14 protein-coding genes are annotated in these 13,710 nt (G+C 50.6%); 11 read left to right on the top strand and 3 right to left on the bottom strand.

Going from position 1 to position 13,710, the window contains the following annotated elements; all coding sequences use genetic code 11:
• Positions 1-86 precede the first annotated feature (86 nt).
• Positions 87-773 (top strand): cation:proton antiporter, encoded by a 687-nt coding sequence (locus BN2373_RS05955; RefSeq protein ID WP_238379632.1) that lies wholly within the window; start codon positions 87-89, stop codon positions 771-773.
• Between the two features lie 4 nt (positions 774-777).
• Here the strand turns inward: BN2373_RS05955 and BN2373_RS05960 are convergent, their stop codons facing one another.
• Positions 778-1,470, bottom strand: coding sequence for a hypothetical protein (locus tag BN2373_RS05960; protein WP_053943183.1), 693 nt, complete (start codon positions 1,468-1,470; stop codon positions 778-780).
• 148 nt (positions 1,471-1,618) lie between these two features.
• Here BN2373_RS05960 and BN2373_RS05965 point away from each other — a divergent pair, with 148 nt between their 5' ends.
• Genes BN2373_RS05965 through BN2373_RS05985 form a run of 5 tightly spaced genes read left to right on the top strand, consistent with a single transcriptional unit; the run spans position 1,619 to position 5,283 of the window.
• Positions 1,619-2,119, top strand: coding sequence for a DNA-deoxyinosine glycosylase (locus BN2373_RS05965; protein WP_053943184.1), 501 nt, complete (start codon positions 1,619-1,621; stop codon positions 2,117-2,119).
• A 19-nt stretch (positions 2,120-2,138) separates the two neighbouring features.
• The gene (locus BN2373_RS05970; protein ID WP_053943185.1) at positions 2,139-2,894 is read left to right on the top strand and encodes an FUSC family protein; all 756 of its coding nucleotides are present in this window, start codon (positions 2,139-2,141) and stop codon (positions 2,892-2,894) included.
• The gene (locus BN2373_RS05975; RefSeq protein ID WP_053943186.1) at positions 2,894-3,760 is read left to right on the top strand and encodes a bifunctional 5,10-methylenetetrahydrofolate dehydrogenase/5,10-methenyltetrahydrofolate cyclohydrolase; all 867 of its coding nucleotides are present in this window, start codon (positions 2,894-2,896) and stop codon (positions 3,758-3,760) included. The genes BN2373_RS05970 and BN2373_RS05975 overlap by 1 nt, the downstream gene beginning before the upstream one ends.
• Positions 3,757-4,431 carry an aspartate/glutamate racemase family protein gene (locus BN2373_RS05980; RefSeq protein WP_053943187.1) on the top strand — a complete coding sequence of 225 codons (675 nt, stop codon included), beginning with the start codon at positions 3,757-3,759 and terminating at the stop codon, positions 4,429-4,431. The genes BN2373_RS05975 and BN2373_RS05980 overlap by 4 nt, the downstream gene beginning before the upstream one ends.
• A gap of 45 nt (positions 4,432-4,476) precedes the next feature.
• Entirely contained in the window at positions 4,477-5,283 is an 807-nt protein-coding gene (locus BN2373_RS05985; RefSeq protein WP_053943188.1) for a C39 family peptidase, read from the top strand.
• 43 nt (positions 5,284-5,326) lie between these two features.
• Here the strand turns inward: BN2373_RS05985 and BN2373_RS05990 are convergent, their stop codons facing one another.
• Positions 5,327-6,850 carry a 4Fe-4S dicluster domain-containing protein gene (locus BN2373_RS05990; RefSeq protein WP_053943189.1) on the bottom strand — a complete coding sequence of 508 codons (1,524 nt, stop codon included), beginning with the start codon at positions 6,848-6,850 and terminating at the stop codon, positions 5,327-5,329.
• The gene (locus tag BN2373_RS05995) at positions 6,847-7,119 is read right to left on the bottom strand and encodes a (2Fe-2S) ferredoxin domain-containing protein (protein WP_053943190.1); all 273 of its coding nucleotides are present in this window, start codon (positions 7,117-7,119) and stop codon (positions 6,847-6,849) included. Before BN2373_RS05995 ends, BN2373_RS05990 begins: the two co-directional genes overlap by 4 nt.
• A 181-nt stretch (positions 7,120-7,300) precedes the next feature.
• Between BN2373_RS05995 and BN2373_RS06000 the strand changes: the two genes are divergently transcribed.
• From BN2373_RS06000 to aroC, 5 genes are read left to right on the top strand one after another with little or no spacing between them, the layout of a single operon-like run.
• A complete protein-coding gene (locus BN2373_RS06000) occupies positions 7,301-8,299 on the top strand; it encodes an ABC transporter substrate-binding protein (protein ID WP_053943191.1) in 999 nt (332 codons plus the stop codon).
• Between the two features lie 39 nt (positions 8,300-8,338).
• Positions 8,339-9,814: an ATP-binding cassette domain-containing protein gene (locus BN2373_RS06005; protein ID WP_053943192.1), complete on the top strand. Its 1,476-nt coding sequence runs from the start codon at positions 8,339-8,341 to the stop codon at positions 9,812-9,814.
• Positions 9,777-11,567: an ABC transporter ATP-binding protein gene (locus BN2373_RS06010; protein WP_053943193.1), complete on the top strand. Its 1,791-nt coding sequence runs from the start codon at positions 9,777-9,779 to the stop codon at positions 11,565-11,567. Before BN2373_RS06005 ends, BN2373_RS06010 begins: the two co-directional genes overlap by 38 nt.
• Positions 11,558-12,589, top strand: a complete 1,032-nt coding sequence (aroB, locus tag BN2373_RS06015; protein WP_053943194.1) for a 3-dehydroquinate synthase — start codon at positions 11,558-11,560, stop codon at positions 12,587-12,589. Before BN2373_RS06010 ends, aroB begins: the two co-directional genes overlap by 10 nt.
• Positions 12,582-13,700, top strand: coding sequence for a chorismate synthase (aroC, locus tag BN2373_RS06020; protein WP_053943195.1), 1,119 nt, complete (start codon positions 12,582-12,584; stop codon positions 13,698-13,700). The genes aroB and aroC overlap by 8 nt, the downstream gene beginning before the upstream one ends.
• The last annotated feature ends 10 nt before the right edge of the window (positions 13,701-13,710 follow it).

Below are 13,710 nucleotides of genomic sequence, written 5' to 3' on the forward strand. Positions count from 1 at the left end.
ATCCCCGTCGCTTGCAGGACAAGCAGCGGGGATTTTTTATGCCCGGAGGCCTGGGACCAGCCGGATTGTTCAATGAAAAGGAATCTATGCGGACTTTATCCGGGCCCGGGAGCTGGCAGCAGATGAGAAAGCTGGCTTTGATCATCATCCTGATCAAGGCGGGGCTCTCCCTGGACTGGAGGGACCCCCAGATGCTCATGGCCGGGGCCTCCTGCGACGATATCTTCGTCATCGTTCTCTTCACCAGCTTCTTGGAAATGGCCCAGGGACAAGGTGCCCAAGTCATGGATTTCATCAATATCCCGGTCTCCATCGTCATGGGAATCCTCTTGGGGCTCCTGACAGGTTATGTCCTCCAGGCTTTCTTTGAATGGGCCTATCGTCGGGATCATCTTATTAGGAACAGCGTGAAGGTCATTCTCGTCATGGCCTTTGCCTTTCTCCTTTTGGTTATTGAAGAAGCTCTGGAGGGAGTGATTGCCGTCTCCGGCTTATTGGCCGTGGTCAGCATGGTCCTCATGATCAGAAACCGGTCGGAAAAGATGGTGGCCGACCGCTTGTCTGAAAAGTTCGGCAAGCTTTGGTTAGCTGCAGAGCCTGTCCTCTTTGTCCTGGTCGGAGCAGCAGTCGATATCCGCTATACCTTTGCAGCGGGATTCCCCGTCCTCCTATTGATTGCCTTAGCCCTTCTTTTCCGGTCGGTCGGAGTTTGGTTGCCCACAAAAAAGCCCCCTCTTTCCATGAAAGAGAGGGTCTTCTGCGTAATTTTCTAAAATACTAGTCCTGGATTTCATTCCCGATCTTCCCTTCATGGACCCAAACATTTTGGTTAGGATCACTGAGATTTGGGTTGATCACGGAATGGATGAACTCGACATCTTCTCCAATATATTCAGCAGGGAATTTGGCAATGATGCTGACAGAGTTAAGATTTTGGTTGGTATCCTTCATGGTATAGAGATCAGCCGGGAAGTGAACATCTTCGAAGGAAAAAGTGAGATTCACGATCTGGTTGGCCTTAAAGTCCACTTCCGTCTCCACCGGGTTCGGAAGGAGATCGTCCGGCTGGTCGCCGTGATAAAAGGATAGCTGGGCTCGGAATTCAGCCTTACATATTGAGGAAACCATGGTGTCTAAGAGGATCCCTTCCATTCCCGGGAGGGGATGGACTTGAATGGAAGTTATGAGCTTTTTCTCCTCCATGTCAAATTGAAGTTCTTCGAGGGAGATAGAACCAACCATGGCCTTTGGAGGGAGAATGTAGGGTTCTTTCCCACTGGGGCTTATTTCCTTGCTTTCCTCAATGGAACTTTCTTCGGGGCCTTCTTCCGAATAAGAGGCTTCGACGAGGGTGGAAGTATTTTGGTGGAGTGAGTTATCTTTTTTCTCGCGGGAGATGAGCATGAGGCTTTCAATGAGAATAATGATCAGGAGACCTCCAATGATGAAGAGGCTTGTCTTTTTTTTCATCACGTCCTCCTTTCTGCAGTGGACAAACGATTCCTTTTTTTTATTATACCTTTTTCGGGAAAGTAAAACAATTCTGGGAAAAATACCAGGGCCGAGGTTTTTCTCTGGTAAAATGATAAAGATAAATTGGAAAAAAGGAGGAATCGCAATGAGGAAAAAGGGAAACTATCAAACCATCACCCATCCATTGGATCCTGTCTTTCGGGAAGATTCCCGAATCCTCATCCTGGGTTCCTTTCCCTCCGTGAAAACCAGGGAATATGGATTCTTTTATGGCCACCCTCAAAACCGCTTTTGGCCCTTAATGGAGATCCTTTTCGAAGAGGCGGTCGGGTTGACTCCGGAAAAGAAGAAGGCCTTTCTACTCCGTCAGGGAATCGCTCTTTATGATGCTATTTACCAGTGTGATATTATTGGGTCAAGCGACGCCTCTGTGAAAAATGTAATCCCGGCCGACCTGGAGAAGATTGTCCGGGTGGCAAAGATTACCCGGGTTTATTGTAACGGGGGAACCGCTTACAAGTATTATCAGAAATACCAAGCAAAACAGCTGGATATGGAGGGGGTTCGTTTGCCCTCGACCAGTCCTGCCAATGCCCGCTACCGGTTGAAAGATCTGGTTGAAGCCTGGTCACAGATCACGTCATAGAGAAAGGAAAAATCGCTTCATGGAACAGCCAAAAGGATACCTATCCTACCTGGAAAAATTGGATAAGGAAGACTCCTTCCTCCGTCTCCAGGCCTATAATACAGGGAACTTGATCTTAGTGAATTCGCCGGGTATGCGGATTCTTAAAACTTGCCTTTCCATCCTTCTCTGCTTGACGGTAGACTATATCAGGCAAGCCTCCAACTTTTATGATGCCTCCATCGCCACAATTGTTACCCTGAGACAGGATACAAAAAGGACCTGGAAAGCAGGATTTTTTCGAGTTCTGGGGACTTTTGCCGCCGGGATTTATGCATCATGTTTTGTAACGATTCTTTCCAACTATACGAACTTGGAGCGTTATTCATTACCTTACCTCCTTCTTGTGGGTCTTTTTGTGATCCCTTTGATGCAAGTCCTGGTTTTATTGAAACAGAAGGATACTGTCACCATTGCGACCATCGTCTTTCTTCTGATCTGCGTATCGGATTCGGCAAATAAACAGCCGGTGGTTTATGCTATGACCCGCGTGTTGAATAATATCATCGGTGTCATTATTGCCCTGTTTATCAACTGGTTTCCTCCTCTCAACAAGATGGGGGATCGTTACGATAAACATCGTCAGAGGGCCTATATCAATGCCGACCTGATCCAGGTCCGCCTGGGCGAGCTGGAAGAAGAATTGGCAAAAAAAGAAGAGATACTCCGTGCTAATGCGAATAAGGGACAAGGCACAGGGTCATCTTCCGGCATCAATAAGGGAAAGGGGGAGTGATGGCAAAGCTATTGCGTGCAAAGGAGGTCAACCGAGGGATAGAAGCCGGTTGGCAGATGGATCTTCAGAAACTGAAGGAAGAAGGAGTCACGCCCAAGTTGGCTATGGTTCGCTTGGGCACAAAGGGTCCCGACCTCTCCTATGAAAAGGGAATTATTAAAAAGATGGACAGCTATGGCCTTGCCTATGAGGCAGTGGTCTTTCCCGAGGATGTGGATGAGGATAGGCTCATCCAAAGCCTGGAGGCCCTGGGTCGGGACTCGGAGATTCACGGCATTCTTCTTTTTCAGCCCCTTCCGGAGGGAATGGATGAAAGGAGAGTCAAGGAGGCCATCAATCCGATCAAGGACGTGGACTGTGCCACAGCCTATAACCTGGGAGCAACGATGGCGGGCTGGCCGGACGGCTATGCCTACTGTGCACCGGCCGCCGTCATGGAGGTTCTGAAGTTTTATGGGATTCCGGTGAAGGGAAAGAATGTTTGCATCATCGGATCCGGTCTTGTCGTGGGCAAGCCCTTGGCCATGCTCCTGGTCAATGCTTTGGCCACTGTCTCTCTGACCAATGTCTTTACCGAAGATGTGTCTCTCTTTTCCAGGAAGGCGGATATTCTGATTTCCGCAGCCGGGGTACCTGGTCTGGTGGATGAGACCTATGTCCGGGAGGGCCAGGTGGTCATTGACGTGGGAACGACCTACGAAGGGGGAAAGCTTAAGGGAGATGTCAACCGGGAGAAGGTGGAGCCTATCGTGGCGGCCCTGACCCCAACGCCTGGAGGAATTTCCGGGATTACAACGACCATTCTTGCCCAACACCTGATTCAAGCAGCCAAAGAATTAACTTTTGGAGGAAGGAGAGAAAAATGATGATTGCCGTAGTGGCCGGAACACCGGTCGATACAAAAATGGGGGTAGCTATCATGGAAAAGGAGGGCTATGAGACCCTTTCTTATCCTATGGCCAAGACGCCTGAGGACCAGACCCAGCTCCAATATTTTTCCCAGGAAGACTTAGACCGGGCTTTCCAGGACAGGATTAGCCAGGCCAAAGAAAAGGGAGCTCAAGGGGTCTACATCAACTGCAACTCCTTATCTGCTTCCCTCCATTATCAAGAGGCGGAGGAGAAGATCGGTCTCCCCATCATTACGCCGCTGGAAACCTACCGGAATTTGCCCAAGGACTTAACTTCGGTCGTTGTCCTTGCTGCCAATGGAGTTTCGGCCTACAGTGTTGATGAGATCATCCGTGAGAGCCAGCCGGACATTAAGACGGTTTGCATGGGTAATCTCTCTATCGTTGAATCCATAGAAAAAGAGAAGGACAGTTCGGACATCGTCCGTGACCTCAACCTCAAGGGCCTTCTCTCTTATTTCGAAGGAATTCAGGATCCTGATTACCGGGTAGATGCTATTATCCTGGCCTGCACCCACTTCCCTTATATTAAGGAAGCTCTGCAAAAGGAAACTACTATTCCCATCATTGATCCAAAGGATGATATGGTAAACCGCTTAAAGCAGGCCTTAAAGGCCAGAAAATAGACCGTCATTTCCCTCCCTTCGTCCATCTGTGAAAAGGAAAAAACGATGAGAAAAACCAAGTCCGATCATAATAGAACCCTTTTTATCCTATCTGTTTTTATTCTCGCAGGTCTTTTGCTTGTCTCCTTTCTATTAATAAGGGAGATACTACGCCCAAGTCCCTTTTCCGGGTCTCTTGGTAAAGGGGACTTCTCCAGTGGGGTAGAGTCCCGAAAAAAGCCGGACGATGGGTCGTCTTCCAATGAAAATGAACTCAATAATCAGGGTCCGGGCCGGGATCTGGTTATCATGGAGGACAGTAAATCGGACATTCCTCGTTCCTTCTTGAAGCTTCGGCCGAAAATTCTGGATGACGAAGAAAAGGCAATGGCGGTTCCTTATCTCATGCAGAAGGATGGGCGATGGAGCCAGCGTGGCATGGGGGAATCCACACTAGGAGAAGCCGGCTGCGGACCCACCTGCATGGCCATGGTGGCCATGTCCGTGACCCGAAATTATGCCTTGACCCCCGATCTGGTGGCGGATGAGCTTTTAGCAGGGAACTATTATGTGGAAGAGGTTGGGACCAAGTGGACCTATATGAATGAAGCCCCTGCCAAGTATGGCTTCCACGGGGAGGAAATCGGCAACCGACCGGAAGATATTTTGAGAGAGTTGGACCGGGGCCGGGTCTTGATTGCCTCGGTGAAACCGGGCGATTTCACTAACCAAGGCCACTTCATTGTCCTGGCGGGAAAGGAAGGGGATCAGATCCGGGTTCAGGATCCTAATTCCTGGCAAAGAACTCAGCAAACCTGGTCACAGGAACGACTCTTTCCCCAAATCAAAAATGCCTGGTCCTACTATAAATAGGAAAAAGGCTGTGTGGAGCATTCTGCTCCACACAGCCTTTGTTTTATTTCGTAGCTGGTTTATATACGGGCTTATCTTCTTCCGGAATATTGGAGTTGTCAGCCGGTGATTTGAAGGGGGAGGCTTGGGAAAAAGCCACATTGGCCTTCCGAGCCCGATGACGGGGAACAACGATGCCGGGTCCACCGATACATCCCTTTTCACAGGCCATACCTTCCAGGAGGTGGCCTTTTTTAATGCCGGCCTTGGCCAGACGCATGAGCTTGACGCATTCGTGGAGACCTTCTGCATTGTCAACGAAAATCTTACGATCGGGTTCCAGCTCGTGGACCCGGTCAACCACAGCCTTGGCAACGCCTCCGGCTACGCCGTAGCCACGACCGGTTTGGGAGGCATCCTCCCAGACATCATCGGTTTCGATGGCCGAAGGTTCAATATCCTTGGCAACGAACATGCCGAGGAGTTCCTCATAGGTGATGACAAAGTCAACATAGTGCTTGACATTTTCCTGGAGGGCTTCCAACTTCTTGGAAATGCAGGGGCCGATGAAGACCACCTTTGCATCCGGATGGTCCTTTTTGATCTGCATGGCCGTGTAGATCATGGGTGTGGATGAGTCGGAGATGAGGTCATTTTCCGTAGGGAAGTTCTTCTGGACCATGAGCTTCCAGGAATAACAGCAGGAGGTACCCATATAGGCCCTTTCCTTAGGAACGGTTTCGATGAACTCTTCCGCCTCGTTCATGGTGGTGAGGTCAGCACCCAATCCCACTTCGACCACATCCTTAAAGCCCAACTCCTTGATTGCTGCCTTGACCTGGGGGGGCTTAGTCAGGGCACCGAATTGGCCGGTAAAGGAAGGAGCAATGATGGCATAGTGGTCATGGCCCTCCTTCATATTTTTAATAACCTGGTAGATCTGGGACTTATCGGCGATGGCTCCGAAGGGACAGGCGGTGATGCACTGGCCACAGGAGACGCACTTGTCCGGGTTGATGGTCGCCCGGTTGAGATAGTCGGATTCGATGGCCTGAACTCCACAAGCATCCTCACAGGGGCGACCGGTTTCAACGATCGCACCATAGGGGCATTCCTTAACGCATTTCTTACACTTGATGCACTTGTCCTGGTTAAGATCCATCTTATCCTTGCCGGTGGAAATCGCATTTTTCGGACATACATTCATACAGGGGTGGGCAAGGCACTTCCGGCAATTGTCCGTGATGGTGATGTGGGTCGTGGGGCAGGCCTCGCAGGCAATTTTGATGACGGAAACCAGGGGAGGCTGGTAGACTCTTTTTGCCACATCGACTTCTTCCAGACCATCGGTAATATCATTGGTGTCCGCTGCCGTGCGGGCGTCCAGTCCCAGGGCCATCCGGAGTCTTTCCCCGTAAACAGCTCTTTCCCGGAAGATATTCTCCCGGTAAGAGGCAACCTCTCCGGGGAGGGCCTCATAAGTCTCATGTCCAATGTTATGTAAGTCATCATCCTCATAGGCCATCCGGGCAATAGCGGCGAAGGCCATACGACGGATATTGAGAACGTCTACATACGATGACTTCATGCTTTCTCCTTTTCCAACCCATTCAAGATCGCTTCCATCAATTCAGGGACCTTGGCATTTTCGAAAGGTACATCATCGACGAAAACAAGGGGGGAAACTTTTTTCTCTTTACAACGTCGGTCGCAACGTATAATTTCAATGTTGAGGACCGCATCGGCGGGAATTCCGGGATAGTCGTGAAGATTTTCCTGAAGATCCTCTAAACTTTCAATGATGCCACTGGCTCCGTAGAGGGTGCACTTGGCACCGGTACAAATTTTTACATCCATGCTTACACCAACTTTCTTTCATATTGATAAAACACTCCATTTCTATTCTATCAAGAATTGATCGGAAAAGCTCCTCAGTACCGGGAATTTTTTCTTAAAAGGCCAAAGAGAGACTTGGATTTTACGCTGGACTTCCGGTGTCTTATAATAGAGGGGTCAATGAAAGGAAGGAGTCCTTACTATGAAAAAAAGAAATAATAGATTGGCAATAAAGACAGTAAGTATATTTTTTGTCTTCTTGCTGATTATCACGGCTTGCGGTCCCCGGGAACCTCAGGCATCCATCAATATGGTTGCTCTTAAGGGCCCGACCTCCATGGGCCTGTCCAAGCTCCTCAAAGACCAGAAAGAGGGGAAGTCAAAGAGTTTATCCTCTTACACGATTGTGGACAGCCCTGACCAGGCGGTGACTGCCTTAGTTAATGGAGAAGCGGACCTGGCTACGGTCCCCTCCAATGTTGCCGCTCTTCTTTACCAAAAACTAAATGGAGATGTCCAGGTTCTTCATATCAACACTCTGGGCGTTCTCTATATCCTTGATCCCCAAGGTCGGGTGAAAAGCCTGGAGGATCTGAAGGGAAAGACGCTTTACGCTTCGGGCAAAGGGGCCAGTCCGGAATATGTTTTATCCTATCTTTTGGACGAGAAGGGAATTGATCGAAAGTCGGTCAAGATTGAGTGGGAACAGGACCATACCCAGGCCCTTCAAGCCTTGGCTAAGGATCCGGATGCCCTTGCTCTTCTCCCTCAGCCCTTTGTGACCGTTGCCCAGACCAAGATGAAAAATTTGAAAGTGGCTTTGGATTTGACCAAGGAGTGGGACAAGGTTCAGGAAGGAAAGAATCCCACCTCAGCCCTTGTCATGGGAGTGACTCTTGCCCGCAAGTCCTTTGTGGATAAGAATAAGGCTCTTATCGATAGGTATCTGGAAGAGGCCCATGAATCCTTAAACTATGTCGTGAATCATCCCCAGGAAGCCGCCCGGATTATCGGAGAGGACTTAGGTATTATGAAAGCACCGATTGCGGAGAAGGCCTTACCTTATTGCAACCTCGTTTATATTGATGGCCAGGAAATGAAAGATAAGTTGGGGGGATTCCTTTCCGTCCTCTTTAAGGAAAATCCTAAATCCCTGGGAGGTCAAATTCCCGGTGAGGATTTTTACTATTTTGCCAAATAGGAGTCTTCATCTTATTGACAAGCAGGAAGAGGGGGAGGGATGAAACAAGCAGGAAGACTGAATCGAGGACGAGAAAGACTTGGTCCTATCCTATTTTGGATGGGACTATGGTTCTTTTTGTCTTTTCTCGTCAACAGCCCCCTTCTCTTGCCAGGCCCTCTGGATGTTTTCGGGTCCCTGATTGACCTGGTGATTCAGTCGGATTTTTATCTCCGCCTCGCCTCTTCCAGTCTACGGATTCTGTCCGGATTTCTTATCGCTTTTATCATGGGCATTGCCTGTGCCCATCTTTCCTGGCGTTTTCCCGGTCTTGAAGTCTATCTTCGGGCTCCGGTCCAGGTTATGCGGGCCATCCCCATGGCCTCTTTTGTCATCCTGGCCCTTTTCTGGCTTGCCCCTATCCACTTATCCCTGGTTATTCCCCTGGTAGTGGTTTTTCCCCTGGTTTATACCAATGCCCTGGAAGCTTTCCGGTCGACACCTCCTTCCATGTTGGAGTTTGCCCAAGTCTTTCGTCTTTCCTCTTGGGAGGTCTTCCGGGCCATCCTTGTCCCATCCGCTTATCCCCAAATTCTGGCCGGGGCGGAAACGGGGATGGGGATGGCCTGGAAGTCGGGGATAACAGCGGAAATCATCGCTATGGCCGCCCCCTCTATCGGCGAAGCCCTATTCGATGCTAAGCTTTATTTGGACTTGGCGGGACTTCTGGCCTGGACCTTTGTTTTGATCCTTCTTGCCGCTTTTTTTCAGAAGCTTTTTCACGGCCTTCTTCAAATCACAATGAGGGCCTTAGCCGACCTTCCGGCCAAAGGACCTCGGACTGAAGAGAGTTCGCTCGATCAGGAAGGATCCCTGATCGAGATGACTTCGGTAGGAAAGTCCTTTGAAAAGGGGAGGGTCCTTGACGGGGTGAGCTATTGTTTTCAGCCGGGAAGCCTGACGATTCTTCTTGGCCCTTCGGGTGCCGGCAAAACTACCCTTACCCGCCTTCTCCTGGGACTGGACCAAGCGGATGAGGGGGAGGTAGGGAGGAGGGATGGGCTGACTTTTTCTGCGGCTTTCCAGGAAGACCGGCTTATCCCCTCTTGGACTGTCTGTCAGAACCTCCGTCTGGTTGCTCCTAAGCACTTCTCCGGTCTTAACCAGGACCTCATTTCCCTGGATTTGGAGGGGGAAGGAGAGAGCCGGGTGGACACCCTGTCCGGGGGGATGAAACAGCGAGTTTCCCTCCTTCGGGCGGGCATGGCTCCGGCTGACTTTTTGATCATTGATGAGCCCTTCCGCGGCCTGGACCGGGCCAGTCGGGACCGGACCTGGACCTGGCTGAGGGAGAGGGCCTTCCCCCGCTTTCAAGCTGTCCTCCTGGTTTTCCATGATCCGGAAGACTTGGAGGCACTGATGCTTCCCCAAGATTCCGCTATTCTTAGCCTGGAGGAATCAGGAAAGCTCGAACCCATAACCCTTAGAAAGAGTCGCTATGACCCAGCAAACAACGATAAAAAAATCAAACCTTGAACTAATGGCCATTCTCCGTCCCTACTACCAAAAAAATGCGGGTCTCCTGGCCAGGGATCTCTTTTGTGCCTCCTTAACGACAGTATGTGACATCGTTCTTCCCCTCATCTTGTCCCGGATTACGGATACAGCCTCTCGGGACATGGCCAACCTGACGGTGACCTTCATCGGGAAGATGTCTGCCTTGTATATCATTCTCCGCCTGGTGGAGATCGCCGCCCGCTATTTTATGCAGGGAACGGGTCACATCATGGGAGCAAAAATTGAAATGGATATGCGGTCGGATATGTACCGCCACCTTCAAACCCTGCCTCATGCTTATTTTTCCACCCACAAAACCGGTCACATCATGTCCAACCTGACCAATGATCTTTTTGATGTGACTGAATTTTCCCATCATTGTCCGGAAGAGTATTTCATCGGGGTGATCAAGCTTCTGGCATCCTTTATCATCCTGATCCGGGTGGATGTTCTGCTGACCCTCATTCTCTTTGCTCTCATCCCTTTGTATTTTTATGTATCAGCTAAATTTCGTCACCGTCTTCGCCAGGCACAAATGGACCAGCGGCGGAAGATCGGGGATATTAATGCCTCCATCGAGGATTCCTTCCTGGGCTTCTCCGTGGTCAAATCCTTCTCCAATGAAGATGTGGAAGAAGAAAAATTTGAAAAAGACAACTCCTCTTTCCTCAAAATCAAGAAAGAGTTTTACTATGCCATGGCGGCTTTCCAGTCCGTCTCCCGGATATTTGACGGCCTTATGATGGTGGTTGTCCTCATTTTCGGCGGTCTCTCCCTGGTTTGGGCACGAATCAGCCCGGGGGAGTTCGTGGCCTACATCCTCTACACCCAGACCCTCCTGGTGACCTTGGCACGGATCATCGAATTCACCGAGCAGTTCCAGCGGGGGATGACAGGCCTGGAGCGTTTTGACGGTGTCATGTCCACCAGATCCGATATTCAGGAAAAAGAGGGGGCTGTGGACCTCAGGAATGTTCGTGGGAAGTTGGATTTTGACCGGGTTTCCTTCGTCTATCCCAATGCGAATGAAGCCGTTATCGATCAGCTTAACCTCATCATCCAACCCGGTCACCAGCTGGCCATCGTCGGGCCGTCCGGTGGGGGAAAGACCACATTGACCAATCTCATTCCTCGTTTTTATGATGTTACTTCAGGAGCGATTCGAATTGATGGCCATGATATTCGGGACCTGACGCTCTCTTCTCTTCGCAATAATATCGGGATTGTCCAACAGGATGTTTACCTCTTTTCGGACACCGTGGGAGCGAATATTGCTTACGGAAAACCCGGAGCCAGCTATGAAGAAGTGGTTCGGGCAGCCAAGCTGGCCGGGGCCTACGACTTTATCATGGACCTGCCGGATGGTTTTGACTCCTATGTAGGAGAGCGTGGAGTCATGCTTTCAGGTGGACAGAAGCAGCGAATTTCCATTGCCCGGGTTTTCCTGAAGAACCCGCCCATCCTGATCCTGGATGAAGCCACCTCCGCCCTGGACAACCAGTCAGAGCGTTTTATCCAGGAGTCCCTGGTCCGCTTGTCCAAGGACCGGACAACCCTGATTATCGCCCACCGCTTATCGACCATTCGGGATGCTGAGGAAATTATTGTTCTTTCAGAAGGAAAAATTCTTGAGCGGGGGAACCATCAGGATCTTATGGCAGCTCATGGGGCCTACTATGATCTCTATCAGGGAGGAATGGATGAGGATGAGGAGGAAAAGGCATGGATTTAGAAATCAAAGGTAGAGATCAAGCCTACCGGATCCACCTGGGCCGGGGGTCTCTCTTGTCCCTGGGCCACTACATGGACCTCAACCGGAGGGTTCTCATCCTGACCGATGAAGGTATTCCTGATTCCTATGTCAACCAGGTCATTCGTCAATGCCAAACGCCCTGTCCGGTCCGGGTTCCCTCCGGAGAGAGGTCCAAGAGTCTGAAAACTTATGAATCCATCCTTCAAGTTATGGTGGATAAGGGATTCACCAGACGAGATTGCCTTCTTGCTTTGGGAGGCGGAGTGGTGGGGGATCTTGGGGGATTCCTGGCAGCAACCTATATGAGAGGGATTGATTTTTATACCCTGCCTACCAGTCTTTTAGCCCAGATTGATTCTTCTATCGGCGGAAAAACGGCCTTAAATTTTGGAGGTCTGAAAAATATGGTCGGGGCTTTCCACCATCCCCGGTCAGTCGTGGTTGACCCGGACACCCTGGCCAGCCTGCCGGACCGCCAATTCAGGAATGGGATGGGAGAGGTCATTAAGACGGCCGTCATCTTGGACCCGAACCTCTACCGGATCCTTTGCAGCCATCAGGCGGAAGACAGAATGGAAGAAGTCATCATGGCCTGCCTCCGGTCAAAGGCCCGGATCATCCAGGAGGATTTCACTGACCGGGGAATCCGCCAGGTCCTGAACTTCGGTCATACCGTAGGCCATGCCATCGAAGCTTCATCCAACCTCCTCCATGGAGAATCGGTGGCCATAGGAATGACTTATTTCACTTCGCCCAAGGTTTTGACTAGCCTTCTCCCACTCCTTAAAGCCTATGGCCTTCCCACCAAAACCGATATTCCTGCGGATACTCTTTTCCGGGCCATCCTCCATGATAAGAAGGTGGATGGGGGAGAAGTTCGGGCCATTGCTGTGGAAGAAGTCGGTCAACCGCTTATTCGTCGAATCAGTTTAGAAAGGATGGAAGACCTCCTCCGGGAAAAAGAGGAAGAAAACAGGACAAAGGAGGCTAGTCATGTCTGATTTTTTTGGAAAATCTGTCCGGCTCAGCCTTTTTGGGGAAAGTCACAGTTTGGGCATAGGTTTTGTTCTGACCAACCTCCCGCCCGGCCTTCCCATCGACAGGGCTTATATTGAAGAGGCCCTATGCCGCAGGCGGGGACCTGTTTCAGTATCGACGCCACGTCGGGAAAAGGATGAATATGTTTTTCTTTCCGGCATCCGGAAGGATCCGGAGACCGGAGAGGTCCGGGCTTCCGGGACCCCCCTGGCCGTCCTGATTTGGAACAAAGATGTAGATTCGGGGCCCTATGAAGAGGTCAAGGACATTCCCCGCCCAAGTCATGCGGATTACACCGGATCAATCCGTTATCGCGGCTACCACGATTACCGGGGAGGTGGGGCTTTTTCGGGTCGCTTGACCTGTCCCCTGGTCTTTGCCGGGTCAATCGTTCGAAAGGTTCTGGAGGATAAGGGGGTTATCATCGGCAGCCACCTTGCCCAGGTCGGACCCTTGAAAGACGGGCGGTTTGCTGATGGCGAGAACCTTGAAGATGCCGTAAGGAAAGTGGGAAAATCCGATTTTCCCTTGATTAGAGAGGACCTCCGGTCCGACTTTTTTGCCCTCCTCTCCCGGGCAAAAGAGGACAAGGATTCTCTGGGTGGACGGTTGGAAACGGTGGTTGTTGGTCTGAAACCGGGCTATGGAAGCCTCTTTTTTGATAAACTAGATGCCCGATTAGCCCACGCCGTGCTCACCATCCCCGGAATCAAGGGTATTTCCTTCGGATCCGGATTTCAGCTGGCTGCCATGAAGGGGTCTCAGGCTAATGATCCTATGGTGATGACCCAAGAAGGGGTAAGCTTTTTGACCAACCACTCGGGCGGGATTCAAGGGGGAATTTCCAACGGCATGCCTCTTGTTTTTCAGACCGTCGTTAAGCCCACCCCTTCCATCGGAAAAGTGCAAACGACAGTCAACCTGAAGACGGGCGAAGAGGAAAAGCTGGTTATCCATGGCCGTCACGATCCTTCAATTGTCCACCGGGCCTTTGAAGTTGTAAATGCCATGACCGCCCTGGTCCTTTTTGACTTGATCTTGTCCCAGGAAGGTCCGGATTTTTTCCTTCAATGACAAGCATCAC

The organism is Kallipyga gabonensis (assembly GCF_001286805.1).
GTDB lineage: Bacteria > Bacillota > Clostridia > Tissierellales > Peptoniphilaceae > Kallipyga > Kallipyga gabonensis.